This window comes from Octadecabacter ascidiaceicola (genome assembly GCF_900185015.1).
GTDB classification, from domain to species: Bacteria; Pseudomonadota; Alphaproteobacteria; order Rhodobacterales; family Rhodobacteraceae; genus Octadecabacter; species Octadecabacter ascidiaceicola.
Window position 1 is genome coordinate 371,930 of the sequence record NZ_FXYD01000003.1, and the last position, 24,926, is coordinate 396,855.

The 24,926-nt window shown below is 56.2% G+C and carries 25 protein-coding genes; 14 read left to right on the plus strand and 11 right to left on the minus strand.

Features of this window, described 5'->3' with window-relative positions; all coding sequences use genetic code 11:
- Positions 1-135: 135 nt before the first annotated feature.
- Entirely contained in the window at positions 136-786 is a 651-nt protein-coding gene (locus OCA8868_RS10740; protein WP_093996564.1) for a TerB family tellurite resistance protein, read from the minus strand.
- Between the two features lie 162 nt (positions 787-948).
- On the opposite strand from OCA8868_RS10740, the gene OCA8868_RS10745 reads away from it, so the two are divergent.
- From OCA8868_RS10745 to aptA, 6 genes are all read left to right on the plus strand, one after another.
- Positions 949-2,160 carry a TsoY family (seleno)protein gene (locus OCA8868_RS10745; protein ID WP_093996565.1) on the plus strand — a complete coding sequence of 404 codons (1,212 nt, stop codon included), beginning with the start codon at positions 949-951 and terminating at the stop codon, positions 2,158-2,160.
- Positions 2,161-2,274: 114 nt separating this feature from the next.
- The gene (gene cobO, locus OCA8868_RS10750) at positions 2,275-2,883 is read left to right on the plus strand and encodes a cob(I)yrinic acid a,c-diamide adenosyltransferase (RefSeq protein WP_093996566.1); all 609 of its coding nucleotides are present in this window, start codon (positions 2,275-2,277) and stop codon (positions 2,881-2,883) included.
- Positions 2,883-3,506, plus strand: coding sequence for a 5,6-dimethylbenzimidazole synthase (gene bluB / locus OCA8868_RS10755; RefSeq protein WP_093996567.1), 624 nt, complete (start codon positions 2,883-2,885; stop codon positions 3,504-3,506). The genes cobO and bluB overlap by 1 nt, the downstream gene beginning before the upstream one ends.
- Complete coding sequence (locus OCA8868_RS10760; protein WP_093996568.1) at positions 3,506-3,844, plus strand: Lin0512 family protein; 339 nt, start codon at positions 3,506-3,508, stop codon at positions 3,842-3,844. The genes bluB and OCA8868_RS10760 overlap by 1 nt, the downstream gene beginning before the upstream one ends.
- On the plus strand, positions 3,841-4,185 hold the full coding sequence (locus OCA8868_RS10765; RefSeq protein WP_093996569.1) for a Lin0512 family protein: 345 nt from the start codon (positions 3,841-3,843) through the stop codon (positions 4,183-4,185). Before OCA8868_RS10760 ends, OCA8868_RS10765 begins: the two co-directional genes overlap by 4 nt.
- A gap of 62 nt (positions 4,186-4,247) precedes the next feature.
- Positions 4,248-5,570, plus strand: coding sequence for an omega-aminotransferase AptA (gene aptA / locus OCA8868_RS10770; RefSeq protein WP_093996570.1), 1,323 nt, complete (start codon positions 4,248-4,250; stop codon positions 5,568-5,570).
- Here the strand turns inward: aptA and OCA8868_RS10775 are convergent.
- Entirely contained in the window at positions 5,567-7,210 is a 1,644-nt protein-coding gene (locus tag OCA8868_RS10775) for a thiamine pyrophosphate-binding protein (protein ID WP_093996571.1), read from the minus strand. The two genes, aptA and OCA8868_RS10775, sit on opposite strands and share 4 nt — an antisense overlap.
- Positions 7,211-7,447: 237 nt before the next feature.
- Positions 7,448-8,479, minus strand: a complete 1,032-nt coding sequence (locus OCA8868_RS10780) for an NAD(P)/FAD-dependent oxidoreductase (RefSeq protein WP_093996785.1) — start codon at positions 8,477-8,479, stop codon at positions 7,448-7,450.
- A 49-nt stretch (positions 8,480-8,528) separates the two neighbouring features.
- On the opposite strand from OCA8868_RS10780, the gene mnmC2 reads away from it, so the two are divergent.
- Together mnmC2 and OCA8868_RS10790 are read left to right on the plus strand one after the other, a co-directional pair.
- Positions 8,529-9,197, plus strand: a complete 669-nt coding sequence (gene mnmC2, locus OCA8868_RS10785; RefSeq protein WP_093996572.1) for a tRNA (5-methylaminomethyl-2-thiouridine)(34)-methyltransferase MnmC2 — start codon at positions 8,529-8,531, stop codon at positions 9,195-9,197.
- Complete coding sequence (locus tag OCA8868_RS10790; protein WP_093996573.1) at positions 9,194-10,060, plus strand: DMT family transporter; 867 nt, start codon at positions 9,194-9,196, stop codon at positions 10,058-10,060. Before mnmC2 ends, OCA8868_RS10790 begins: the two co-directional genes overlap by 4 nt.
- On the opposite strand, the gene OCA8868_RS10795 is transcribed toward OCA8868_RS10790, so the two are convergent.
- Positions 10,061-12,196, minus strand: coding sequence for a lytic transglycosylase domain-containing protein (locus tag OCA8868_RS10795; RefSeq protein WP_093996574.1), 2,136 nt, complete (start codon positions 12,194-12,196; stop codon positions 10,061-10,063).
- Between the two features lie 162 nt (positions 12,197-12,358).
- Here OCA8868_RS10795 and dapA point away from each other — a divergent pair, with 162 nt between their 5' ends.
- Positions 12,359-13,231 (plus strand): 4-hydroxy-tetrahydrodipicolinate synthase, encoded by an 873-nt coding sequence (gene dapA, locus OCA8868_RS10800; RefSeq protein WP_093996786.1) that lies wholly within the window; start codon positions 12,359-12,361, stop codon positions 13,229-13,231.
- Between the two features lie 57 nt (positions 13,232-13,288).
- Here the strand turns inward: dapA and OCA8868_RS10805 are convergent, their stop codons facing one another.
- Entirely contained in the window at positions 13,289-14,497 is a 1,209-nt protein-coding gene (locus OCA8868_RS10805) for a hypothetical protein (protein ID WP_093996575.1), read from the minus strand.
- A gap of 63 nt (positions 14,498-14,560) precedes the next feature.
- Positions 14,561-15,751: a winged helix-turn-helix domain-containing protein gene (locus tag OCA8868_RS10810; RefSeq protein WP_093996576.1), complete on the minus strand. Its 1,191-nt coding sequence runs from the start codon at positions 15,749-15,751 to the stop codon at positions 14,561-14,563.
- A gap of 74 nt (positions 15,752-15,825) precedes the next feature.
- On the opposite strand from OCA8868_RS10810, the gene smpB reads away from it, so the two are divergent.
- The 4 genes from smpB to OCA8868_RS10830 all read left to right on the plus strand — a co-directional run bounded on the left by smpB (position 15,826) and on the right by OCA8868_RS10830 (position 18,948).
- Complete coding sequence (gene smpB / locus OCA8868_RS10815; protein ID WP_093996577.1) at positions 15,826-16,302, plus strand: SsrA-binding protein SmpB; 477 nt, start codon at positions 15,826-15,828, stop codon at positions 16,300-16,302.
- A 157-nt stretch (positions 16,303-16,459) separates the two neighbouring features.
- On the plus strand, positions 16,460-16,771 hold the full coding sequence (locus OCA8868_RS10820; protein WP_093996578.1) for a hypothetical protein: 312 nt from the start codon (positions 16,460-16,462) through the stop codon (positions 16,769-16,771).
- Positions 16,772-16,906: 135 nt separating this feature from the next.
- Positions 16,907-17,764 (plus strand): 3-mercaptopyruvate sulfurtransferase, encoded by an 858-nt coding sequence (gene sseA, locus OCA8868_RS10825; protein ID WP_093996579.1) that lies wholly within the window; start codon positions 16,907-16,909, stop codon positions 17,762-17,764.
- Positions 17,764-18,948 carry an amino acid aminotransferase gene (locus OCA8868_RS10830; protein WP_093996580.1) on the plus strand — a complete coding sequence of 395 codons (1,185 nt, stop codon included), beginning with the start codon at positions 17,764-17,766 and terminating at the stop codon, positions 18,946-18,948. Before sseA ends, OCA8868_RS10830 begins: the two co-directional genes overlap by 1 nt.
- Before the next feature lie 151 nt (positions 18,949-19,099).
- On the opposite strand, the gene amt is transcribed toward OCA8868_RS10830, so the two are convergent.
- Positions 19,100-20,449, minus strand: a complete 1,350-nt coding sequence (amt, locus tag OCA8868_RS10835) for an ammonium transporter AmtB (RefSeq protein ID WP_093996581.1) — start codon at positions 20,447-20,449, stop codon at positions 19,100-19,102.
- A gap of 22 nt (positions 20,450-20,471) precedes the next feature.
- Positions 20,472-20,810 (minus strand): P-II family nitrogen regulator, encoded by a 339-nt coding sequence (locus tag OCA8868_RS10840; protein WP_093996582.1) that lies wholly within the window; start codon positions 20,808-20,810, stop codon positions 20,472-20,474.
- Between the two features lie 281 nt (positions 20,811-21,091).
- On the opposite strand from OCA8868_RS10840, the gene OCA8868_RS10845 reads away from it, so the two are divergent.
- Positions 21,092-23,245 carry a transglycosylase domain-containing protein gene (locus OCA8868_RS10845; RefSeq protein ID WP_093996583.1) on the plus strand — a complete coding sequence of 718 codons (2,154 nt, stop codon included), beginning with the start codon at positions 21,092-21,094 and terminating at the stop codon, positions 23,243-23,245.
- Here the strand turns inward: OCA8868_RS10845 and OCA8868_RS10850 are convergent, their stop codons facing one another.
- The 3 genes from OCA8868_RS10850 to OCA8868_RS10860 are packed head-to-tail and all read right to left on the minus strand — an operon-like array spanning position 23,246 to position 24,926.
- Positions 23,246-23,611, minus strand: coding sequence for a hypothetical protein (locus OCA8868_RS10850; protein WP_093996584.1), 366 nt, complete (start codon positions 23,609-23,611; stop codon positions 23,246-23,248).
- Positions 23,611-24,207, minus strand: coding sequence for an MlaC/ttg2D family ABC transporter substrate-binding protein (locus OCA8868_RS10855; protein WP_093996585.1), 597 nt, complete (start codon positions 24,205-24,207; stop codon positions 23,611-23,613). The genes OCA8868_RS10850 and OCA8868_RS10855 overlap by 1 nt, the downstream gene beginning before the upstream one ends.
- Positions 24,207-24,926 (minus strand): MlaA family lipoprotein, encoded by a 720-nt coding sequence (locus OCA8868_RS10860; RefSeq protein ID WP_245848182.1) that lies wholly within the window; start codon positions 24,924-24,926, stop codon positions 24,207-24,209. Before OCA8868_RS10860 ends, OCA8868_RS10855 begins: the two co-directional genes overlap by 1 nt.

Sequence of the window (24,926 nt, forward strand, 5' to 3'; positions counted from 1 at the left end):
TAAACGAGCGTTGATCGGCCCTTCTAGGACTAAGAGTGTCTGTTTACGTCGCGGAAGTTTAGGGGGAAAAATAAGTGATTTCAAACACTAGGCTAGCAATCAGCGCGTGTGGTGGGCCGTTGAATCTCGCGTTAGTTATGCTGCACTTCTAGTGATCGGCGGCACGCCCTCTTCCATGAAAATTCCGTTGGCATAGGCCTTTGGAAAATCGAGCGCGAAGGCGAGCTGGTGCATTTCAACGACCTCGGTATCGTCGATATGTCCATCTGCCTTCGCAACCGCAATCGCGGAACGCAACACAAGTTCTTTGCCAGTATCGTTCAAACCAGCGGCCACCCCGCGCAGGTATTCGGCTACAGGGCGCGTGTCGGACTTAGCTGCTTCGAGTTCGGCGGCGATGTCTGCGGGATCGATCTCTCGCTTGGTGATGTTGGCGAAGGCCTGTGTGATGGTGTCGATTTCGGATTGGTCGATTTCGCCGTCGGCCAAGGCCATTTTGAACATGACGCGCTTGGCCGCGATTGAGAACGCTGCCTCGAACTTTTCGGAGGCTGCTTTTGGGTCCATTTCAAGGACGCGTTCGTTGAAAGTTGATTTACAGGAACCGCATTCAACGTATTCACCTACGGGTTTGCCCATGGGAAAGAGCGGGATCCAGTAGAGGGTGAACCAGCGCGTTACGGCGATCTTTTTGTAGGCGCGGTAGTCGCCGCAATCCGGGCAATAAAACTTGCCAGCGCTGATTTCTTTGTTCCGCCCGCGTGAGCCCCAAACGATGAAAAACATAAACGCCCCCTAACAATACGCTTTGTCTATCGTCGCAGTGCACGTGACGTAAGGGAGCCCCTGTTTGGCATCAAATAACATATTCAAGTTTTGATATATATCAAAGTAATGCCCCCCAAATCTGATACAGATGAGCCTATGAGAAATAAAAGGATCAATCCAATGACACCGCTTTCGAGACCTGCGGACACTTATTCTCCGCTCTATTTTCTTGCATCCCTTGGCGCGGGCGGCCTGTCCGTCACGTTCTTTATGTACCTAATGTTCTGGGTCCCGCACCCAAACGCGCCTGTTCCTGTATTTGAGGACATCATGGCAACGTTCGCGAGTGGTTCACTGGCGATGAAGGCGGCAATTGCCATCGCCATGACGGGTATTGCTGGCATGGCATTCCTGAACATTAAGTCACTGCTCTGGAACTTCTCGGCGCTCTCGAAGTTTTCCAAGACACCTGCCTACGAAAAGCTGGTCAATTCGAACGGTGAAACGCAATTGCTAGCTATGCCGTTGGCAACTGCAATGACGGTGAACGGGTTGTTCATCGTTGGGCTTGTTTTCGTCCCGGGCTTGTGGGGCATTGTTGAGTATCTGTTCCCAGCCGCACTGGTAGCGTTTGCAATCATCGGCTTCATTGCATTCTGCCGTATTGGTGATTTCTTGGGTCGTGTTCTGTCTGAAGGTGGCGTGTTTGACGTGACGGCGAATAACTCGTTCGCGCAGCTTATGCCTGCTTTCGCACTGGCAATGGTTGCAGTCGGCCTCTCTGCGCCTGCCGCGATGAGCACGGTTCCGTTGACTGTTGGTATCTCGCTTGTTCTGTCGATCTTTGTTGGCACGATTGCCGGCCTTTATGCGCTGGTTGCTGCAGTTGTCGCTTTCAACTCAATGTTGCACCACGGTACTGCCAAGGAAAGTGCGCCGACATTGATGATGGTTGTGCCAATCCTCACAGTCCTTGGCATTATGATGATGCGCCAGGACCACGGTTTGCACACCACATTTGACGGCCATTCCGATAAGGCTGCTAATCTGCTGCTGTCCACAACCATTCTGTCGATCCAACTTGCGTTCTCGGCACTTGGCGTACTGGTTCTACGTCGTCAGAAATATGTGGATGCGTTTCTGCGTGGCGGCAAGAACTCACCCGGTGCGTATGCCTTGATTTGCCCCGGTGTCGCGTTGTCCGTGATGACCCAGTTCTGGATCAACAAAGGCTTGGTCGCGGCTGGCATCATCGCCAAATTCGGCATCGCATATTGGGCGCTGACGGCTGTGGCAATCGGTTTCCAAGTCGCAATGATCCTGCTGGTTCTGCACCTGAACCGCCGTCACTTTGGCAAGCCTGCGACGGGGCACGCTATTCCGGCGGAATAACCCTCGCCATTTAGATGGAAGGATGGAAGGGCTACCCTCATTGGGTGGCCCTTTTTGCTTGGCAAGAAGGCTTGGTTATCGCACTCTGACATTCGCACAGATGGGAGCCATGAGATGACTGAAGATGCAGACCGCCACGCGATGAAAATGGCCAAGAAGAAGGCCGCGCGCGATAAAATCATGGCGACAAAGACCGATAAGAAGGGTCTGATCATGGTTCACACGGGTAAGGGCAAGGGTAAGTCCTCTGCCGCGTTCGGGATGATTTTCCGCCATATCGCCCATGGGATGCCCTGCGCGGTTGTGCAGTTCATCAAAGGCGGGATGAGCACGGGCGAGCGTGATTTGATCCTGTCCAAGTTCAAGGATGAATGCGCCTTCCACACGATGGGCGAAGGGTTCACATGGGAAACCCAAGACAAAACCCGCGACACCGAGATGGCAATGGCCGCATGGGAAAAGGCCAAAGAGCTGATCCGCGACCCGAAAAATTCGATGGTGCTGTTGGATGAGATCAACATCGCGATCCGGTATGATTATGTGCCGATTGCAGACGTGGTTGAGTTCCTTGTGGAAGAAAAACCTGAGATGACCCATGTGGTGCTGACAGGGCGCAATGCCCATGCGGATCTGATTGAAATTGCTGATTTGGTGACTGAGATGGAACTGGTGAAGCACCCGTTCCGGTCTGGTATCAAGGCACAGATTGGCGTTGAGTTCTAATGGAGTTAGGCCAACATCATCGCGATGCGTTGTCGGATGTGTTGGCCTGGCGACGCGATGTCCGGCATTTCAAGACGGACCCGATTGCGCCTGAAATCTTGACGCGATTGCAAAGCGCAATGGATTTTGCACCTGCCGTTGGAAACGCACGTCCGTGGTGCGTGTTGCAAGTTGAGGACGTCGATTTGCGAAACAAAATGATCGCGAATTTCGAAAGTGCAAATGAGGCGGCTAGCGCGATCTACGACGACGCAAAAGCCGCCAAATACCGCGCGATGAAACTGTCCGGCATGATCGAGGCGCCCGTGCATTTGGCGGTGTGGACGGACTGCGATCCACAAGAAGGCGCAGGCTTGGGTCGCCAAACGATGCCCGAAATGCTGGCCTACTCAACCGTTACAGCGATCCATACATTTTGGCTGGCGGCGCGGGCCGAAAATATCGGCGTGGGCTGGGTTTCGATCCTTGACCCCATTGCGGCGAAAGCGGCCTTTGATGTACCCGACAGCTGGCAGCTTACGGCGTATCTTTGTGTGGGCTATCCCGCTGAAACGTCTGACACGCCATTATTGCATCGCAATGGATGGCAAGAAAACACTGCAACCCACTGGGAGATCGTTTGATGGCAACGCGTCTTTTGACAGAATTTGGCATGGGAACATCCCTGCGTCGTCAAGACTACACACAAGCTGCGCGGCGCGCGTTGCAGGACGCGCTTTGGCATAACTCCATTAATCTGGCGGAGCTTTATGGCAAAGAGAAAGAGGACATGCAGATCACGGTTGAGATTGGCGTGCAACAACCGGATGCAGTCGATACCGACGCCCTGCGCGATATTTTTCCGTACGGGCAGCTGACGTTCAGCGTGGTTGAGGGCGGATTAGATGTGCCGCGCCCAGACGGGTTGCCGACGGTGATCGCGAATGTCGCCTTGTCGGTAGCATTGGAGTTGGGCGCATGACGGATCAGCGGTTCATCATTGAAATGGGCATGGGCAATGACCTGTATGGTCAGGACTATACCAAGGCCGCCGCGCGTGCGATTGAAGATGCATTGCGCCATTCCTCGATCCCACTGTTCGAGGCCACGGGGCTAAACCATGACGCCATGCGCGTGCAGGTGACGATTGGGGTGCAAGACCCTGATGCGGTGGATTGTGACGCTTTGGTTAGCAACCTCCCACGGGGGCGTGCGAGCGTTAAGGCGGTAAAAGGTGGGCTGAATGTAGCCAACCCTGACAACGGCAATGTCATCGTAGTTGCGTCTGCTTCGGTTGAGGCATTTTTGCCGCCGCAGGGATAGGCAATCACAACTCTTGGCAGGCGCAAATTGGTGTGACAGGGTTCCTTCAAAGGAGTCCATTCATGCCAGACACAGCCCGCGAAAACCCGACTGTTCCTAACGACCTTGATAGCTTTTGGATGCCTTTTACGCCGTCCGAGGCGTTCAAGGATAGCCCGCGCCTGATTTCAAAGGCGGAAGGTGTGCGTTACACAACAATTGACGGACATGAGCTGCTGGATGGGACTGGCGGGCTGTGGTGCTGCAATGCGGGGCACAATCATCCGACCATCACCAAGGCTATTCAGGACCAAGCTGCGACGCTGGATTTCGTGCATAACTTCAACCAAGGGCATCCTTTGGCATTCGAGGCGGCGGCGCGTGTTACAGCACTGGCCCCTGGGTTTGATCATGTGTTTTTCACCAACTCCGGTTCCGAAGCGGTAGATACCGCGCTGAAGATCGCACTGGCCTATCACACTGCGCGTGGTGACGGGCAGCGGCGGATTTTGGTGGGGCGTGAAAAGGCCTATCATGGGATTAACTTCGGCGGCTTGTCAGTTGGTGGTTTGGGACTGAACAAAGGACAGTTTGGCACGCTTTATCCATCCACCGCGCATATGCGTCACACGTGGTTGCCCGAGAACACCAATTCACGCGGGTTGCCTGAACACGGCGCGGAACTGGCAGATGATCTGCAGCGCCTGTGCGAGCTTCATGGCGGTCACACGATTGCGGCTGTGATTGTTGAGCCCGTGTCGGGGGCTGGCGGTGTGTTCCCGCCCCCAGTTGGTTACTTGAAACGCCTGCGTGAGATTTGCGATGAGCATGGCATCCTGTTGATCTTCGATGAGGTCATCACAGGGTTCGGACGCCTTGGTACGCCGTTCGCGTTTGAAGCGTTTGGTGTGCAGCCAGACCTTGTGACCTGTGCCAAGGGCATGACAAACGCGACCGTTCCGATGGGTGGTGTTTTGGCGACGGCGGCGGTGCGTGATGCGTTCCGCAACGGGCCAAAGACGATGCCGGATCTGTTCCACGGGTACACCTATTCCGGTCACCCCTTGGCGTCAGCGGCGTGCATCGCGACGCTTGATGCTTACCGCGACGAGCAGATTTTCGAGAACGCGGCGGCGATGGCGCAGCCATGGGAAGATATGCTGCATTCCTTGACCGACCTTCCTGCCGTGATGGATGTTCGTAACTGCGGCATCATTGGCGCTGTTCATTTGCACCAAGATGGCGCCGTCGGTGACGCGGGCCGTGCCGCCTATGCCGGACTATGGGACGCCGGATTGATTGCGCGGCCTGTTGGCGATACTCTGTGCATGTCACCGCCGCTGACGCTTACACAGGCGCATATTGACGAGATCGGTGAGAAACTACGGACGCAATTGACCGCCTAGGATTTCGCCAACCCGCTGAGTGTTAGGTTCGTTGAAAGTGCATCTTCGCTAACGATGAGTTCAATTACCGCGAAAGTACCGCTTTCCTTTGCACGTTCAAAGGCGGGAGCGAAGTCGGCAGTCTTCGTAACGGTTTCACCGTGGCCACCGTAGGCCTGCGCAAGCGCTGAGAAATCCGGATTGGCGAGCATCGTGCCGGACACGCGGCCGGGGTAGTGTTTTTCCTGATGCATGCGGATGGTCCCGTAGCGTCCATTGTTGGCGACAACGACGATCGGGGTCGCGCCGTGTTGGGCCGCTGTCGAAAGCTCGTTCAAGGTCATCTGAAAGCACCCATCGCCTGCTAAGCACACAACCGTTTTGTCTGGGTTTTCGAGGGATGCAGAGACCGCAGCGGGAAAGCCGTACCCCATTGACCCCGACGTCGGGGCGAGTTGGGTTCCGTAGCCTTTATAGACGAAATAACGGTGCAGGAAGGCGGCGTAGTTGCCTGCGCCATTTGTCAGGATCGCATCTTCTGGCAAAGTGTCGGACAGCCACTCGATCACAGATTCGAGTTTCACATCGCCCGGCGTTTCTTGCGGGGTCTTCCACGCGTCATAATCCGCCCGCGCGCTCTTGGTCCAATCCGACCAATCCGTAGCGCATGCCGGCAAGCGCGACAGCGCACGGGTGAATGAAACGGCATCGGATGTGACGGCGATGTCGGGGCGATAGACATGGCCCGGTTCGTTCGGGTCCACGTGAACGTGCAGGATCGCGCAGTGCGGGTTGGCAGGATCGACCAAGGAATAGCCTTGGGTTTCAATGTCACCCAATCGGGAGCCGATCACGAGGAGGGCATCGGCGTCGCGAACACGCTGCGCGAGCTTTGGGTTTACGCCAACGTTCAGATCACCGGCGTAATTCGGATGGCGGTTGTCGAGGTAGTCTTGCCGGCGAAAGCCCAGCGCGACGGGAAGGTTTTGCGTGGTTGCGAACGTAGCAAGGTCTTCAACGGCTTCAGCGGACCAATGCGGGCCACCAACGACGACAAGGGGGCGCTCAAACCCTGATATCCATGTGATCGCGTCTTCGGCAACTGACTGTAGTGTTGGTGCCAGTTCGACCACAGGACCTGCACTGTCTGGCGTATCTGCCATTGCCGAAAGCATGTCTTCGGGCAAAGCGAGAACCACCGGACCCGGGCGGCCTGCCGTCGCGATGGTAAAGGCGCGGGCGATGTATTCAGGCAGGCGTTCGGTTTGGTTTACCTCGGCGACCCACTTGCACAGCCCACCAAACATGGACTTATAGTCGACCTCTTGAAACGCTTCGCGGTCATGATCTTGCGCGCGAATTTGGCCGACGAACAGCACGAGGGGCGTGCTGTCTTGTTGCGCGATGTGAATGCCAGCGGACGCATTTGTCGCGCCAGGGCCACGAGTGACAAAGGCCACGCCAGGCTGTCCGGTTAGTTTCCCATAGGCTTCAGCCATCATCGCAACGCCGCCTTCTTGGCGGCAAACGATGTTATCAATTCCAACGTCATAGAGGCCATCCAATGCGGCCAGAAAGCTTTCACCAGGGACAGAAAAAACCCTTCGCACACCGAACTTTACGAGTTGATCGACGAGAATTTGGCCACCGTGACGTTGCATAGATTCCTCCGACATTAAATGCGCAGAATGCGATACCGTACAGGAAGTGCAAGGGCTTTGGCGGCAGTTTGTTTTCTTTTGGAGTTAGGCTTCAGCCGATCTTTTGCCGCAAGGATCGAATTTGAATGTGTGGTCCCGAATGTGATCCAGGTGATCGCGGGTTATTTGCGCGAAGACTTGGAGGCAACCTTGGGTATGACGGGCAATTGGGTTGCAGCGCAGGGAGAGGGTCCTGCGCTAGAGGCTTTTGATCGGGTCAAAGTCTGGTGGGATAGTATTTTCTCCACTCAGGATAAGATGCGTCAGTTTTTCAGCCGCGAGCGGAGCCATACCGAAGCCGATCTTGAAGCCACCGTTCGCGATGAATTCACCTTTCCGGAAGGGGTGTGCGCCGAGCATGGGTGCGCGGGTGCGGGCACGTGGACGCAGGCCTGCCCAGCGCCTGATTTCAGCGGCATCTTGCAGCGCAGGAACGGCGGTGCGGGCCTTCGCCAAGAGCGCGTCGCATTGGGTGTCTGTTGTGAATGGTTCGTCGTAGTCGCGTTCTGTCGTGGCGCCGATTGCCGTTGTGCCGTCGAAATGCGGGATGATGTGCAGGCCGTCGATGAACAGTTGCGGCGCGGTGCGTGCGTCGTAATCCAGCAAGATCGCTTGGCCTTTGATGCCCGCGCCGACCAAACGGGTGTGTTGTGCGGTGAGCTCTTCCAGCCCTTGCCAACCTGTAGCCCAGACGACGTGGCCTTCGTGCGGGGCGGCTTGCACGATCTCGCCACCGCCAGCTTGGATGGCTGCCGCGAGGGACAGGCAAGCCTGTTTCGGGTGAATGCGCCCAGTCAGGGTGTCGTGGATGAGCAGGCCCGTGTCAGACATAGGCGCAAAACCATCTTGCGCGGGGATCACCTCCCACACAGCGCGGCCTTGCCAGAGGGTTCGCGCGTTTACGCCGCGTTCTTGCGCGAGGTGGAGCATGTTTTCGGGCAAGGATTGCAGGCGTCCTGTTCGGGCGTAGCCGGAAGGTTCCCCGCCCTTCTTTTCAATTTCCGCCCACCAGCTTTCAGCCATCAGTAGGCTTTCCAGTTGGAATGCTTTTTTCGGGTTCCATTGTTCGGGCACATGAGGGGCCAAAGCGCCAACGATGCCACCCGATGCACCAGCAGCGACGCCGTTGGGATCGACCACGCGCACGGTCGCGCCCGCCTTTTGGCAGGCCCACGCGACACTTAGGCCGAATGCCCCTGCCCCGCGAATTGTTACATCTACCGTTGCTATCACTGCCGCCTGCTTTCATGGTCCCCTTGACCAGATAGGACACTACGACATGACAGACCAGCGGGCGAATTTGGAATGGCGCGATAGTGGCGTGCCGGTGTCGCTGCAATTTGATGACCCGTATTATTCGCTTGATAACGGGGTCGCCGAGACTGAGCATGTGTTTCTGGCGGGCAATGATCTGCCTGAACGGTTTACGGATGGGTTTCATGTGGGTGAGCTGGGGTTCGGCACGGGGCTGAATTTTCTGGTGACACTGGCGGCGTGGCGTAAGGCGGGTGTGCAGGGCAAGTTGCGGTTCACAAGCTTCGAGGCCTTTCCGATGCCGATTGCCGATATGATCCGCGCGCTGGATGCGTTTGACGGGTTGCCGATGGATTTCATCGAAGAAGACGCGGATATGAATATTCTGAGCCCACGGATTAGCGGGCCCGATTTCGAATTGCGTGTGGTGGTCGGGGATGCGCGGGAAACTTTGCCGGATTGGGATGGGCGCGCGGATGCGTGGTATCTGGACGGGTTTTCCCCCGCCAAGAACCCTGAACTTTGGGGCGCGGATTTGATGGCACAGGTCGCGGTGCATACGGCAGCGGGTGGCACGGTTGCCACCTATACAGCAGCCGGATTTGTGCGCCGCGGGTTGACCGACGCGGGGTTTACGATTGAACGCGTGCAAGGGTTCGGGCGTAAGCGACACATGGTGCGAGGGGCGCTATGACCACCCAGAACGTGCGCCTTGGCGTTGTGTTGATGATCGCCACGACGTTCGTGTTTGCGGTTCAGGACGGGATCAGCCGCCATTTGGCTGGCGAATACAACGTGCTGATGATCGTCACCATCCGCTACTGGTTCTTTGCGGCGTTTGTGATTGCGATTGCACGACGTCAGGCTGGGTCGGTACGGGCAGCGGCGCGAACACGACAGCCATTGTTGCAAGCCTTTCGCGGGCTTTTGCTGGCATCCGAAATCTGCGTCATGGTCACTGCGTTTATCTACCTTGGCTTGGTTGAGGCACATGCGATTTTCACCTGTTATCCGCTTTTGATCGCGGCGCTATCTGGCCCCATTTTGGGCGAAAACGTCGGCTGGCGGCGGTGGTCCGCGATTGGTGTGGGGTTCATTGGCGTGTTGATCATCCTGAAACCAGGGGTTGCGATGTTCAGCCCTGCGGCGGCTATTCCGCTGCTGGCGGCGTTCATGTTCGCGCTTTACGGATTGCTGACGCGGTATGCGGCGCGTCAGGACAGCACTGCAACGTCGTTCTTTTGGACGGGTGTTGTTGGGGCCGTCGCACTGACGCCATTGGGCTTATGGATGTGGGAACCGATGGCGGGAAGTGATTGGTGGTGGATGGGCGCGCTGTGCATCACAGGGGCCACGGGGCATTGGTTGTTGATCAAAACCTATGAAGTTGCCGAGGCAAGTGCTGTGCAGCCGTTTGCCTATTTGCAATTGGTTTTTGCGAGTGCCATCGGGATCAGCGTTTTCAATGAGACCATTGCGCCCAATGTGGCGGTTGGTGCGGCGTTGGTTGTTGCGGCGGGTATGTTTACGCTGTGGCGCGCGCAGCGCGTTGCCTGATCACTCGCCCGCCCGTGCAACGGGGCGGATGGATTGCGGACCTGTTGGTGCAGATGGAGAGAGTTCGCCGGCACGACGGACAGGCGGGCGATCGACAGCGTCTTGAACAGCGTCTTCGACTTCATCTGGCTGGAGCGGCGCGGCACGTTCAGGACGTGCGACAGGGCGAATGACAGGTGCAGCACCAATTAGGATATCAGTGAAAGCGACGGGGCCGATTTGCCCTGTAAGACGCGCACGGTAGACAGGAATACCTTCGGTCACGCGCATGACGTAGTTACGGGTTTCGCGAAACGGGATGTGTTCGATCCAGTCGATTACGTCCACCGGATCAGGGTTGAGGATGCTGCGGCGCGGATCACCCCGCTCACCCATCCATGACTTCGGGCGGCTGGGGCCAGCGTTGTAACCTGCCGCAATCATCACCGGAGAATCGCCGAATTCACGGGTGAGGAACGCGAGGTATTCGGACCCAAGTGTCGCGTTATAGGCCCAGTCGGTTGTCAGACGTCCGCGGCCATAAGGCAAGTCGAGCCAGCCTGCGACTTCCTGTGCGGTGGCGGGCATCAGTTGCATCAAGCCCAGCGCGCCGACACTGCTGCCTGCGTCCGTTCGAAACTCGGATTCCTGACGTGCAATCGCCAGCGCAAGGGCGGGTTCAACCGGAAGATCCATTTGCGCCATCGGGTGCACCGGAAAGTAAGCGTCTTGCACGATAAGGTCACCACGCACTACCGTTTTGGCGATGAGCACGGTGTAAAAAGGTTCTTCCATTTCCATGAACATCGCGCCGAGCTGCCCGATTTCTTGGCGTGACATTGTTTGTGCGGCGTCGCGGAAGAACAGCACGGCAAGGCCACGTTCGCCCGCGCCGAGAAGGGTTAAACCAGCTTGCACCAGTTCGTTATTCAGGACCTGACTTGTGCGCCAATCGCCGAAGTTCTCACCACCGACGAGATCAGGATTCATCGTGAGGCCAAGGCGTTCGGCAGACAGTAAGCCATAGAAGGATGTCTGATGTTGCGCACCCGCTTGGAAGGAAGCGATTGCGGCTTCGGCATTACCGAGACCTTCGTGTGCGCGGCCTAGCCAGTACCCTGCCCGCCCTTTGGAGATCGGCGATGCAACGGCCCCGTCAAAGCGGGTGAAATGGGTCAACGCGAGGTCGTAGTCCTTGAGGTATGTCAGGGCGATGTAGCCGGACAGCCATTCTAGGTCTGCATAATTGTTTTCTTCTGGCGCGATGAAATGGTCAGATGCGAAATCATACGCGAGGTCGATGTTGCCTTCGCGCATGTGCCAGCGGGCAAGCGTGCGCCGCCATGAGCCCCAGCGCCAAGGGATACCAAGGCGTTCTGCGCTGGTGGATTGTGCTGTGAGGATAATGCTGGCTTGGGTCCAATCGCCACGGTCCGCAAACCAGTTGAAGCGGTCGTAGTGCAGGCCGGGGCTGTCTTTTAGACGGTCTGGAATGAGCTCTTCACGGGCGTTGATGTCACCAGCGCGATTGATGATCGCAATACGTGCACGAGTAAGCGCCTGATGCCCCTCGTCCAGAAGCGGAAGGACGTTCGTGGCGTCCGTTGTACGCCAACGCCAAAGCAGCATGTCGGCGCGGTCTTCGTGATACGGGGCCACGACGTCGGGGTATGCGTTTATGATGGCTTGGTGGCTGGAATTTGTCAGCGCGTCGTTGCGCCAAACGTCGATTAGCATCGCTTCGGCTTCATCGCGGCGACCATCGGCGATCAGGGCATTCGCATAGGCGACCGCACCTTGTCCTGTTTCGATATCAGCGCCATCAAAGAACCGCAGAGCGTATAGCGTTGAAACGTTTTCGTCTATCGTGCGTTCGGCATTTGCGCGGATACGGCTGTTTCCAGGCCAGTGGGGGCGACGATCCAGAAAGTCCGCGAAACTGGCAAAGGGGGCGTCCGTGTCACTGTCGCGATAATACACCCATTCCAGCAGGTCCTGTTCGACTTGGGTGCCATTTACAAAGCTTGGGGTCGCGTCTGCACTTCCCTCCAAAGAGGCAAGAGCGTCCGAAAACGTTTCATCATCAGGCGATTCTTGCGCCCAAACGGGTGCCGCCATAAGCCATCCGGCCAGTGCTGAAACGACGATTGCCTTCATTGCAGTTCGTATCCTTTCCGCCCCAGTCTAGGCGTCTTCAAGTCACATAGGTAGTTTATCCGATGTGCCGCGCAACTCACAAACTTGGCAAAGGCGGAAAACCCCACTAAGGACGCGGATATTAACGGACCAATTCCGGTCCCCCTATAAAGGATGCGTATCATGATCAAAGGTTCTTTGCCTGCTCTTGTCACGCCGTTCACGAACGGCCAGCTGGATCTCGATACGTTGAAAAAACTTGTCGAGTGGCATGTCGATCAAGGGTCGCACGGGTTGGTGCCTGTGGGCACGACGGGCGAATCCCCGACGTTGAGCCATTCCGAGCACGACAAAGTTGTTGAAACTGTTGTTGAAGCGGCAGCTGGGCGTTTTCCGATTGTTGCGGGTGCCGGGTCTAACAACACCGCAGAAACCGTGCGTTTGGTGCAGGCTGCAAAAGCAGCGGGTGCGGATGCGGCTTTGGTCGTAACGCCATATTACAACAAGCCAACGCAGCGCGGGCTTGTTGCCCACTACACGGCAGCGGCCGACTGTGGTTTGCCGATTGTAATTTACAACATTCCGGGTCGTTCCGTTGTTGATATGACACCTGAAACGATGGGTGAGCTGGCCAAGCACGAGATGATCGTGGGCGTGAAAGACGCAACAGGTGATCTGGCTCGTGTTCCGAACCAGCGTTTGTCTTGCGGCACTGATTTCGTTCAGGTGTCCGGCGAAGATCCAACAGCGATCGGGTTTAACGCACAGGGCGGTGTTGGCTGCATTTCTGTGACCGCGAACGTCGCACCTGCCCTTTGTGCGCAAATGCAAAACGCGACGCTGAACGGTGACTACGATGCCGCATTGGCGATCAATGACCGTTTGATGCCGCTTCATAAGGCGATCTTTACCGAGCCTGGTTTGGTCGGTGCAAAGTACGGGATGTCATTGCTTGGGATGTGTTCTGAGGACGTTCGCTCGCCGCTGACGGGGTTGACCGATGAGACCAAAGAATTGATGCGTGCTGCGATGGTGCATGCAGGTTTGCTGAACTAGATTTGAGCTAACGTAAGAATCGAAACGGGCGGGGTATGATCCCCGCCCGTTTGCGTTTTAGGCTGCGATTTGTTCGGGGGCGTTTCGGCTTTCGAACTGATCGTTCAGGCGCCACAGGCCCCAAGCGAGCGGAATAGCCGCCAAACCACCAATGACGTAGGCGAGGGGTTCATCGTAAAACGTCTCGAACGCTTGCGTGTAGGCGTGGATCGCACCGAAGGTCATGGCCGCGTTAAAGATACCGCGACGGTTGGTGTGTGCTGACCAGAAGGCCGCAGCGATCAGCAGGATTGCCCAAACGATTGAATAGACATGTTCTGAGATCACGAGGGTGTTGGCCTCGAACGCATCAACCGCATCACGGTAGGTTTGGTAATCATCGCTGTAGTCGCGATAGCCCGGGCCCCAGATGTGGCTGCCCACAATGTCACCCCAAAGCGAGCCGACGAGGAAACACAGATTGGCGACAATGAAGGCCATGATGCCGAACATATGCGTGTGGCGGCGGTAGCGATCTGTCAGCAAACCTGCGACGGCGACACAGGCGGCCATTGCGACGGCAAGTTGCACAATGCTGAGCGTGGTTTCGGGACTGTAGAAGGCGTACATCGCGTGGAAGTAGAACGTGCCCGTGTCCAGCATTTGCGCGAAGGGGATAATCGCGAGCGCGGTTATGAAGCGCACGTCGATGAACATACCGACCGCGAAAATGGCGGCGGCGACGTAGAAGTGCAGCATCGGAACGACGATGCCAGAAACGTCTGCGGAACCTGCCCACAAATACAAACCACCTATGTGCATCGCACCTGTCATGAGGAGAATGCTAGCGGTTAAGAAGCCCATGTGCTCTGGTCCTTTGCGGTGAAAAAATGCAGCGATTGCCGCCCCGATGAGGCCGATAATCAAGAGCATGAGCCCGCCAGTTGTTTCCCCGAATATATCAAGAATTTCAATCGAGGCACCGCCCGTCAACATGCCCGCACCGATGAGTGCGGAGGCAGTACCGAACATGCGGTAAATGTCTGTGGCTTTTACAAGGATCGTGGCACCGATCCCGAGGAACAGGCCACCAACGACAGCAACAGCAAGCGCGTCAGCCAGCAGTCCGATAAACCCGGCGGCGGCGGCGATAATGCCGAAACACAGGACGGCGTTGATAACGAGGGAAACCATCACTTGCCGCGAACGGCGTGCAATGATGGCGCCTTGATCGGAAGTGATGACCCCCTCCTCCACAAGGGCTTCGGTTTGAATGACGTGGGCCATGTGGCACCTCCATAAGTATTTGAACGATGTTCATTATCTTAATTACATGTTTTTGAACGTCGTTCAAGTGTTTTCTTTCAGCCAATCAGCTTCCCAGTTTACGTCAGCGCTGCCCACAAATTTCGCGACGCGATCGATTTCGGCTTCGAGCGCCTTTATGCGGGCTTTGCCCATGCGCACGCCTTTTTCAGGCCAAAAGGCCGTGACCAAGGTCGTGTCGCCATCACGTTTGGTATCAATGCGGCCGATCATGCGGTCCCCCTGCATGACAGGGAACACGTAATATCCGTATTGGCGTTTGGGCGCAGGTACGAAGATTTCGATGCGGTAGTGGAAGTTGAACAGACGTTCTGCGCGTTTTCGGTCGCGCAGGGCGGGATCAAACGGGGAGAGCAACCGGACGCGATTGTTTGGCTCAGGCGTTGGCGCATTGAGTTTTTCGGCCAAGATGAAGGAGGAACGCAGCGATCCATCTGCGGCCTCGATCTGTGCCTCAAGGATGCGGTGATCGGCCAAGGCGGTGGCGCACCATGTTTTCGCCTGCGCTGGGGTGACGATTTCATAGAATGCTGCAATCTCACCTGATGTCGCAAAACCGAGCGCCTGCAAAGCCTGAACGCAGGCACAATCAATCATCCCATCCAACGGCATACGGGCTTTCAAGTATTCAGGCGGAATGACCCGTTCGGTCAGGTCGTAAACTTTGCGAAACCCTTTTCGGTGGCAAACCGACAGAGTACCGGAACGCCAAAGATATTCGAGTGCGGTCTTAGACGGGTGCCAGTCCCACCACCCGCCTGAGCCTTTCTTTTCATCTTTGCCAACATCCATTGAGGAACAACGGCCCTCGTCCGTGATTTGGCGCAGCACTGCGTCGAGCTGTTCGCGAAACCCTTCTCGTCGCCATGCGCCCCAGCGTTTGTCCATGAACGCCTTGTCTTTCGCGAACTTGTGACGCCACATCGGGAAGTTCTGCATGGAAATGACAGAGGCATCGTGGGTCCAATGTTCGAAAGCGCCGCGGGTTTTCATGTGTTTGGGCAAGTTCGGCGCGCGGTATTGCTGGCGGCGCGACCAAAGGATGAGGTCATGGGCGCGGGCCAGCGTGTTTACGCTGTCGACCTGAACGAACCCAAGATGGTCGATCACTGATTGCAAGTCATCGCCCTTGCCGGACCCCGACCGTGCGCCCAGCAGTAAGTGGTGGTCCAGAAACATGCGTCGCGCTGTTTGGTTGTCGATGATTGGTGTCATTCTACGCCTACGTTTCAGTTTCACCCACCGTACGGGTTGTCGCACGCCGCGCCATCCCCTATCTGCAAGGCGTTATGGCAAAGAAACCCGCAACCGACCCAAACTACAAAGTGATCGCCGAGAACCGGCGTGCGCGCTACGATTTCGCAATCGAGAGCGACGTTGAGTGTGGGATCATTCTAACGGGGTCTGAAGTGAAGTCGCTTCGCACGGGCCAATCCAACATCGCCGACAGTTATGCAGCCGTTGAGAACGGTGAACTTTGGCTCGTGAATTCTTATATCGCGCCTTACAAGCAAGCGATGTTTCCCCATGAAGAACGGGCGCGACGCAAATTGCTGGTCTCAAAACGCGAGCTGGTGCGGATGTGGAATGCGACCCAACGCGAAGGCATGACGCTTGTGCCGTTGGTTATGTATTTCAACCACAAAGGCCGCGTGAAAATCAAAATCGCGATCGCTAAGGGTAAGCAAAAGCAAGATAAACGTGCAACCGAGGCGAAACGCGATTGGGGTCGCCAGAAGGCCAGATTGCTGCGCCACGGCGACTGACCACAAATTAGCGCTTTGTTTTTAAGGGGGAAAACCCTCCTGACACTCCCACTATTGATCCATTAACCACTTCTGTTAACCTGCGCACAACACAACCTGTGGTGGGCTGGGTTGTGTGCACAACAATATACGCCGCCTGAATTGAAGGAACACGACTATGGAAATGATTCTTGGACTATTGATCCCAGCGCTCTCTGGTGCGGCTGGCGGTAACATCATCGGCAAGGTTGCGGGCGCTTTGAATGGCGGCGGCATGATGAACACAGTACTTGGCGCAGTTGGCGGTTTGGGTGCTGGTTCTATCCTTGGTTCGCTTGGCATGGACGCAACTGGCGGCGCGGAAGCAGCTGAAGCTGTGAGCAACTTTGACATTGGCACGCTTGTGTCTGGTATTGCTGGCGGTGGCGCTGGCGGCGCAGCACTTGGCGGCATCGGTGGCATCATCAAGAACATGATGTCCAAAGGCTAAATTGCCGAACAACTGATTGGGGGAGCGCCCGGCGATGCTGCGGCGCTCCCTTTTTGTTTGCGGAACCTTGCGAAAGAAGGGGCGCAGGGTTAGGGACGTATTGTTCCCGAAACGCCTGCAGACACGGGGGATGCTATGGCTTCCGATGACCCTAAAACACTCGTTTCAACCGATTGGTTGGCTGACCATCTGAAAGACCCTGACCTGCGGGTTTTGGACGCGTCTTGGTACATGCCCGACGACGAGCGGGATGCGAAAGCGGAATACACGGCGGCCCACATTCCAGGTGCGCGTTTCTTTGACATTGATGATGTGAGCGATCATCGCTCCGAGCTGCCGCACATGGTTCCTTCTGTTGAGAAGTTCATGTCACGCATGCGCAAATTGGGTGTGGGCGATGGCCATCAGGTTGTTGTTTATGACGGTTCTGGTTTGTTTAGTGCAGCACGTGTTTGGTGGCTGTTCCGTTTGATGGGCAAAACTGATGTGGCGGTGTTGGATGGTGGGTTTCCTAAATGGCAGGCGGAAGGCCGCGCGGTTGAGGACCTGCCGCCGATGGTGCGCGATCGCCATATGACAGTGTCCCGTCAGAACCATATGGTGAAGGACGTCACGCAGGTCGCATCTGCATCCAAGCTGGGAGATTACGTGATTGTGGACGCCCGCGCACCGGAACGCTTCACGGGCGAAGCTTCGGAACCACGTGAAGGAATGCGCTCGGGCCATATCCCGAATTCGCGCAACGTTTTTTACAAAGATTTACTGAACCCTGACGGCACCATGAAGTCCAACGAAGTCTTGGCTGAGGTGTTCCGAAAGGCGGGTGTTGATCTGGCCAAGCCCGCGATCTTGTCGTGTGGGTCAGGGGTAACAGCCTCGATCCTAGCACTTGCGATGGAACGCATCGGCAAGACCGACCACGCTGTTTATGATGGAAGCTGGTCCGAATGGGGCACTTTCGATGACTTACCAATTGCGACTGGAGACGCGTAATGTTTGAGAATCTTTCTGCACAACCCAAGGACAAAATCCTCGCGCTGATGGCAGCGTACCGCGAAGACGAGCGGGACAGCAAAGTCGACCTAGGTGTTGGCGTTTACAAAGACGCGAGCGGCAACACGCCTGTGATGCGGGCCGTGAAAGCAGCCGAAAAACGTCTGGTTAAAGAGCAAAGCACAAAGGCCTACACTGGTCTGGCTGGCGACCCCGCGTTTAGCGATGCGATGATCGGACTGGTTCTGGACGGAGCAGTTGAGCGTGACCGTATTGCAGCGGTTGCAACACCTGGTGGCACAGGTGCCATTCGCCAAGCGCTTGAGCTGATCAAGCTTGCAGCACCCGGCGCGACTGTCTGGTTGTCTGACCCAACGTGGCCAAACCACCCGTCCATCATCAAATATCTTGGTATGAAGTCGAAGACCTATCGTTACTTCGACACCGAAACACGCAATGTGGATTATGTCGGCATGTTGACAGACCTTGGTGCTGTGTTGCCGGGTGATGTGGTGCTGTTACACGGCTGTTGTCACAACCCAACAGGCGCGAACCTGACCAAGCCGCAGTGGAAGGGCGTGATCGATCTGCTGAAAGAAAAGTCCGCCGTGCCATTCGTCGACATTGCCTATCAGGGCTTTGGTGATGGCTTGGCCGAAGACGGCGCGGCGACGCGTTTGGTTGCATCCAGCTTTGACAACGTGCTGATCGCGGCGAGCTGTTCAAAGAACTTCGGTGTGTACCGCGAGCGTACTGGCATCTTGATGTCTGTCACCAAAGACACGGCGCAGCGTGACTTGGCGCAGCAGAACATGTCCTTTCTGAACCGCCAGAACTTTAGCTTCCCACCGGATCACGGTGCGCGCGTTGTTACGACGATCCTGAACGACCCAGAACTGCGCGCTGATTGGGAGGCTGAGCTGGAAGAGGTTCGCCTTGGCATGCTGGAATTGCGCAAGCAGCTTGCCGCTGAATTGCGTCGCCTGTCCAATTCTGACCGCTTTGATTTCCTGGCGGAGCATCGCGGTATGTTCTCGCAATTGGGAACCACACCCGAGCTGGTGGAAAAGCTGCGTGCGGATCACGGGATTTACATGGTTGGCGACAGCCGCATGAACATCGCAGGTCTGAACGAAAAGACTATACCAGTACTGGCGAAGGCGATTATCGACGCTGGAATCTAAGGAATCATTTCTTGAGTATGACGTGGCACGGCTAGGTAACTGGTCGCGCAATTTTCACGCCCAATGGATGCGTGCATCAGTTACAACAGAAATAAAAAGGGCTCCGCTAAACAAGCGGAGCCTTTCTTCGTTTCAGCTAACCGAGGAGGTATTAGCCGTTTGAGAACTCAGGGTATGCTTCCATTCCGAGTTCAGCTTTGTCGAGACCGTTGATCTCAGCTTCTTCACTGACACGAATGCCAACGACTGCCTTCAGTACAAACCAGAGAACCAAGGAAACTACGAAGGTGAATACACCGTAAGCAAGTACACCAGTCAGCTGTGTCACGATGCTTGTGCCTTCTGTGTAGAAGACAACCGCAACCGTACCCCAGATACCTGCCAGCAGGTGAACCGGAATGGCGCCGACCACGTCATCGATCTTGAACTTGTCGAGCATCGGTACTGCGAAGACGACGATCGCACCACCGACGGCACCGATCCAAAGCGCACCGAGCAAGGTTGGGTCAAGCGGGCCAGCCGTGATGGAAACCAGACCAGCGAGCGCGCCGTTCAGAACCATCGTAAGGTCGACCTTTTTGTACAACAGCTGTGTCAGGATAAGCGCTGCTACGGCACCGGCTGCAGCCGCCATGTTTGTGTTCGCAAAGATGCGGCCAATGTCTGTAATATCGCCAACAGTACCAGCAGCAAGCTGTGAGCCACCGTTGAAGCCGAACCAACCGAGCCACAGGATGAATGTACCCAATGTAGCGAGCGCAAGGTTGGAACCGGGCATTGGAATAGTTTTGCCGTCTTTGTACTTACCGATACGTGGACCAAGTACGATTGCACCGGCCAAAGCAGCCCAACCACCAACGGAGTGCACAACTGTAGAACCCGCGAAGTCAGAGAAACCACATGGAGCATCAGAACCTTCGACGCAGCCCAAAGTGGACAACCAGCCGCCCCCCCACTGCCAAGAACCTGAAATCGGGTACAAGATACCTGTCAGGATCGCGAGAAAGGCAAGGAAAGGCCAAAGTTTGATACGTTCAGCCAGTGCACCGGAAACGATAGAGGCTGTTGCCGCAACAAACATCAACTGGAAGAAGAAGTCGGATGCAACGGATGCATATTCCAGTGACGCATCAGCCGCGTCCAAGCCAACTGGCTCTAGCCATGTTGTCGTGCCGAAGATTGGGCCAAGGAATCCGTTGAATTCGCCAGGGTACATCAGGTTGAAGCCAACCAACCAGTACATGATGGATGCGATGCCGAACAAAGCGATGTTTTTGGTCAGCTGCATGGCAACGTTTTTGCCCCGCACAAGACCTGCTTCGAGCATGGCAAAACCAGCGGCCATGAAGAACACAAGGAAGCCTGCTACAAGGAATAGCAGAGTTGTCATGATATAAGGGCCGATTTCATCAAAGCCCGGTGCCGCGGTATCTTGCGCCAGTGCAAAGGTTGGAAGTGCCGCTAGGGCGCCCGCAACCGATAGTGTTTTTACGAATTTCATCTATTTGTTCTCCACAGGTCGCTTAGATTGCGTCGTCATTTGTTTCGCCGGTGCGAATGCGCAGCGTGCTTTGCACGTCCAACACAAAAATCTTGCCGTCACCGATTTTGTCGGTCTTGGCAGTGGCCGCGATCGTCTGAACGACCTCTTCGGCCATTGCCGCCGTCACGACGATTTCAAGTTTTACTTTGGGTACGAAGTTCACCGCGTACTCAGCGCCGCGGTAGATTTCAGTGTGGCCGGATTGCGCTCCGAAGCCTTTGATTTCTGTTACCATCATGCCCCGAACGCCGATGGCGGTTAGCGCTTCGCGCACTTCCTCCAGCTTGAACGGTTTGATTGTTGCGATAATGAGTTTCACGCGTGTCCCTTCCGGTTTGTTCGTTCACAAGCCGATCGGCCTGCTTTCAACAAAAAGGTCGCGTTGGACGTTGGTCCTCAAGTTTTCGGCGGTCAGTTTTCTTCGCAGCTGCAGCATTTCGCACAAAAAATGCACAATTTCATCGTTACGCTTAATTTTCATGCAGGCAGAAAAGTGCTCAAGAAGGGGACATCGTCCTCTACTTTTGGAATCGGGGGCGGTAATATGCGCACAACAGACGCCATAAGGCGCGCAGAATTTGAGTGGGTAAGTGGGCAGATATGACCGGTAGACGAGGATCAAAGCCGCCGTTGGTGGCCGAAAAGCGCAGCAGGCCTGCCCAGAACAAACGCAAACCAGCGACAAAAGCCCGTCGCCGTAAGGCAGCACCGAAACGCCGTGGATTGCTGGCTACGCTTCTATGGCCGTTTAAGTGGTTGCTGATCCTATTCTGGCGCATTGCGTGGCGTGGTACATTGGTCGTCAGCATTCTGGTCGGTATCGGCGTGTTCTATTACGCAGCCACTCTGCCCCCTATGAGTGAGATGGTGGATGCGCGTACACGCGGGTCTGTCACACTGCTGGACGCACGTGGCGAGACATTTGCATGGCGTGGCGACCAATTCGGCGGGATGATCAGAGCGAGCAGCATCAACGAAAACCTGCACAACGCTGTCGTCGCGACCGAGGACAAACGGTTCTATTGGCATTTCGGCGTGGATTTCTATGCGACGGGTGCCGCGATGGTGCGCAATTTCCGCAACGGGGGTAACCCGCTGTCTGGCGCGGGTGGTTCATCTATTACCCAGCAAACCGCAAAGCTGCTGTGTTTTGGTCGACCGTTCGATCCGAACACATGGGAAGACGAAACCGCGTATGAGGCTGACTGCCGACGCACGACGCTGTGGCGCAAAGTTCAAGAAGCGGTTTATGCCTTTGCGCTTGAGGCGCGCTACACCAAGGAAGAAATTCTGACGATCTATATCAACCGCGCGTATTTGGGTGCGGGTAGCCGTGGGTTTGAGGCGGCGTCTCAACGGTATTTTGGGATTTCAGCAGCGGAAGTTAATCCGGCACAGTCCGCGATGCTTGCGGGGCTTCTTAAGGCACCGACAACCTACGCGCCGACGCGTAACCTTCAGGTGTCACAGGACCGCGGGGCTACGATCATCCGCTTGATGGAAGAGCAAGGGTATCTGACGTCCGCGCAAGCGGCTGACGCACAGGCCAATCCGGCGACCTTATCTGAAGCGGCCCGTGCACGGGCTGGCGGGTATTTCGCCGATTGGGTGATGGACAGCGGGCCAAGCTTTTTCACCGATGGCACGACCGAGGATGTGATCATCCGCACAACGCTTGATCCGCGCATTCAAACAGCGGCAGAAGAAGCGTTGGTTTGGGTGTTCGAAAACAAAGTGCGCGCAGGATCCGAGGCGCAGGCGGCGATTGTTGTGATGTCAGCGGATGGTGCCGTGCGTGCAATGGTCGGCGGGCGCGATTTGACCGTGTCTGGTGCGTTTAACCGCGCGACGCAGGCGTTGCGCCAAACCGGATCGGCATTCAAACCTTTCATCTATGCCGCCGCGCTGGATATCGGCATGTCGCCCTTTGATATTTTGCTGGACGAAAGAACCTGTTGGGACGTCCCAGGCCCTGACGACTACTGCCCTGCGAACTACACAAACCGGTTCGAGGGTGAGGTCACTATGGTTGAGGCCCTCCAGCAATCGCTGAACATCCCTGCTGTCGCCCTGTCTGAACTTGTTGGCAGAGCCGCTGTTCGCGCTGTCGCGGAAGGTTTCGGCATTGACCGTGACCTCGCGGATGGTCCCGCTCTCGCGCTTGGGGTTTCCGAAAGCACGCTGCTTGAGATGACTGGTGCATATGCCGGTATTCTAAACGGTGGTTCTGCGGTGAAACCTTATGGGCTGACTGAACTACGGTTGGCTGGGGATGATACGCCACTTCTTGAGGCGACAGGTGGTATCCGTGAGCGCGTGATCCAAGAGAGTGCGGCGCGGCAGCTGACGTGGATGATGTATCAGGTCGTTGAAGGTGGTTCTGGCCGACGCGCGGCTGTTGAGGGCTGGGAAATTGCTGGCAAGACGGGCACCACTCAAGCAGCGCGGGATGCGTGGTTTATCGGGTTCAGCGGCGACTATGTGGCTGGTGTTTGGATGGGGTACGACGACAACACGCCGTTGACTGGCGTGACTGGATCGGGCCTTCCGGCGGATATCTGGCATGAAACGATGACGCGGATTTTGTCAGGTCTGACCCCGACACCGCTCCCAATGGAAGTACCGACCCAGGTAGCCGTTCCGCAACTGCAACCACAAACAGGTCAAGCGGGTGACGGGTTGGGTTACACACCTGAAGAAGCAGATACGATCATCAACGATCTGCTACGCGAATTGCAAAACAGCGGTGGTTGATTACTCGGTGGGTTCGTTGCAGCGGGAATAGCGGAAGGCGTAGCCGTCCCAAATCATGATGATGCCGCCTTCGACTTCGGCGTCATTCATGACCATCGCGCGTTCAGTCCAGATTTGATCGCTGCCGGAACAACGCATGGTATAGAGAGTCGCGTCCATGCTGACGACGGTCACAGGGCGCGTCATACGGCATTCCATTTCAACGCCGTAAAAGATGCCATCATCGATTTTAAGCGAACCACCATCCACCCCAACAAGCTGGCATTCGGAGTTCGCGTTCTGGCGGTACGTTCCGTCGTACGGCGTCGCGACAGCCAGTGCCGGAACGAACGTGAGCGCAAGCGCGGAGGCGAAACGGCGACCCATTAGCGTAGGTCGCGAATGAGCTCGTCGAGGTTACCACCGCGTGCATCCAACATCGCACCAATTTCGGCGCGTTCAGACAACAGCATGTTGATGCCCTCAATGATCAGGTTGAAGAACACCGGACGACCCGGGCGGTCGGATACGTGGAAATCCACCTGAAACGGTGACTGGTTGCGCAGTACGGCAAGGGTGCGCACTTCGATATAGCTGTTCACGGAACGGGAGCCTTGCACCTGAATCTGTCCACCTGCGAATTCATTAAACCGGCGGCCGTATTTGTCTGCAAGGTAGTAGCTAAACGCATCCGCAAACGCGCTTTTCTGAGCGTTTGTCGCGGAACGGCCATCGTTGCCCAGCGCATAGGCTGCGACATAGGACGTGTCAGAATAACGGTCAAAGATGCCTTTGAAGCTGCGGATCATCGAATTCAGCGATGCACCTGACTGAATGACACCGTTGATGTCAGCCACGGCGGAATTCACGAGACCTTCGGCCTGACCGCCAGTCAAAGCGAAGCTTGGCAACGGCAGCGTTGCCAATGCGCCTGCGCCACCAAGGGCCAAAACATTGCGACGGGAAAAAGTTTGGTTCGTCATTACTCAAATCCTTCAAGGCTTAGTTCATCTGAGAAGGGGTCAATTTCGTCGCCGGCGGGTGGTTCTTCACCCAATTCAAACCGACGGTTTTGCAAGTAAGCAAGCCGCGCCTGTGCATAGCTGTCCGCGCTATCATAAAGGACGCCATCGAAGGTATCCATGAATTCGCCACGTGTAATAGCCAGCCCAGCCACACGAGCGCCTGCTCCATAGTCAATTTGTGGTGAGGTCCCGACCTGATCAAGGGGGTCGAACACCATATCGACGATAATTCCGACCATATCGCGCTGTGTAGACGGGCCAAATACCGGCAGTTCTACATAAGCGCCTTCGGGAACACCCCAAACGGCGAGGGTCTCACCAAAGTCGGTTGATTGTTCTTCTAGTCCAATGGCACCTGCGGGATCGAACAGACCGCCAATACCCACGGTCGTGTTGAGTAAGAAACGGAAGGTGTTTGTGGCGGACCCGCCGATATCACCTTGCAGCAACCCATTCGCGACCATCCCCGGCAGGCCGACATTATCTGCGAAATTCTCAACTGGAATGGTGATTTCTTCGGGCAAAACGGCTGCAGCACGCCCAGCTGGACGTAAAAACGCGCGATCAATGCCTTTGTTGAACGCGTGTATGCTGCGGTTCGTTTCCTCAAACGGGTCGTTGAACTCGGCCCCCGGTTGTTGGACGGCACATGCAGACAGCGTGATAACTGCGGACAA

What these genes read in the sequence shown, in the direction of transcription:
- OCA8868_RS10810 (WP_093996576.1), bottom strand. Translation starts at nt 15,751, where the DNA reads ATGACACCAATCATCGACAACCAAACAGCGCGACGCATGTTTCTGGAC.
- mnmC2 (WP_093996572.1), top strand. Translation starts at nt 8,529, where the DNA reads ATGACAGACCAGCGGGCGAATTTGGAATGGCGCGATAGTGGCGTGCCG.
- dapA (WP_093996786.1), top strand. Translation starts at nt 12,359, where the DNA reads ATGATCAAAGGTTCTTTGCCTGCTCTTGTCACGCCGTTCACGAACGGC.
- OCA8868_RS10850 (WP_093996584.1), bottom strand. Translation starts at nt 23,611, where the DNA reads ATGGGTCGCCGTTTCGCCTCCGCGCTTGCGCTCACGTTCGTTCCGGCA.
- OCA8868_RS10740 (WP_093996564.1), bottom strand. Translation starts at nt 786, where the DNA reads ATGTTTTTCATCGTTTGGGGCTCACGCGGGCGGAACAAAGAAATCAGC.
- amt (WP_093996581.1), bottom strand. Translation starts at nt 20,449, where the DNA reads ATGAAATTCGTAAAAACACTATCGGTTGCGGGCGCCCTAGCGGCACTT.
- OCA8868_RS10845 (WP_093996583.1), top strand. Translation starts at nt 21,092, where the DNA reads ATGACCGGTAGACGAGGATCAAAGCCGCCGTTGGTGGCCGAAAAGCGC.
- OCA8868_RS10765 (WP_093996569.1), top strand. Translation starts at nt 3,841, where the DNA reads ATGACGGATCAGCGGTTCATCATTGAAATGGGCATGGGCAATGACCTG.
- OCA8868_RS10745 (WP_093996565.1), top strand. Translation starts at nt 949, where the DNA reads ATGACACCGCTTTCGAGACCTGCGGACACTTATTCTCCGCTCTATTTT.
- OCA8868_RS10790 (WP_093996573.1), top strand. Translation starts at nt 9,194, where the DNA reads ATGACCACCCAGAACGTGCGCCTTGGCGTTGTGTTGATGATCGCCACG.
- bluB (WP_093996567.1), top strand. Translation starts at nt 2,883, where the DNA reads ATGGAGTTAGGCCAACATCATCGCGATGCGTTGTCGGATGTGTTGGCC.
- OCA8868_RS10830 (WP_093996580.1), top strand. Translation starts at nt 17,764, where the DNA reads ATGTTTGAGAATCTTTCTGCACAACCCAAGGACAAAATCCTCGCGCTG.
- cobO (WP_093996566.1), top strand. Translation starts at nt 2,275, where the DNA reads ATGACTGAAGATGCAGACCGCCACGCGATGAAAATGGCCAAGAAGAAG.
- OCA8868_RS10805 (WP_093996575.1), bottom strand. Translation starts at nt 14,497, where the DNA reads ATGGCCCACGTCATTCAAACCGAAGCCCTTGTGGAGGAGGGGGTCATC.
- sseA (WP_093996579.1), top strand. Translation starts at nt 16,907, where the DNA reads ATGGCTTCCGATGACCCTAAAACACTCGTTTCAACCGATTGGTTGGCT.
- aptA (WP_093996570.1), top strand. Translation starts at nt 4,248, where the DNA reads ATGCCAGACACAGCCCGCGAAAACCCGACTGTTCCTAACGACCTTGAT.
- OCA8868_RS10775 (WP_093996571.1), bottom strand. Translation starts at nt 7,210, where the DNA reads ATGCAACGTCACGGTGGCCAAATTCTCGTCGATCAACTCGTAAAGTTC.
- OCA8868_RS10760 (WP_093996568.1), top strand. Translation starts at nt 3,506, where the DNA reads ATGGCAACGCGTCTTTTGACAGAATTTGGCATGGGAACATCCCTGCGT.
- OCA8868_RS10855 (WP_093996585.1), bottom strand. Translation starts at nt 24,207, where the DNA reads ATGACGAACCAAACTTTTTCCCGTCGCAATGTTTTGGCCCTTGGTGGC.
- OCA8868_RS10820 (WP_093996578.1), top strand. Translation starts at nt 16,460, where the DNA reads ATGGAAATGATTCTTGGACTATTGATCCCAGCGCTCTCTGGTGCGGCT.
- OCA8868_RS10795 (WP_093996574.1), bottom strand. Translation starts at nt 12,196, where the DNA reads ATGAAGGCAATCGTCGTTTCAGCACTGGCCGGATGGCTTATGGCGGCA.
- smpB (WP_093996577.1), top strand. Translation starts at nt 15,826, where the DNA reads ATGGCAAAGAAACCCGCAACCGACCCAAACTACAAAGTGATCGCCGAG.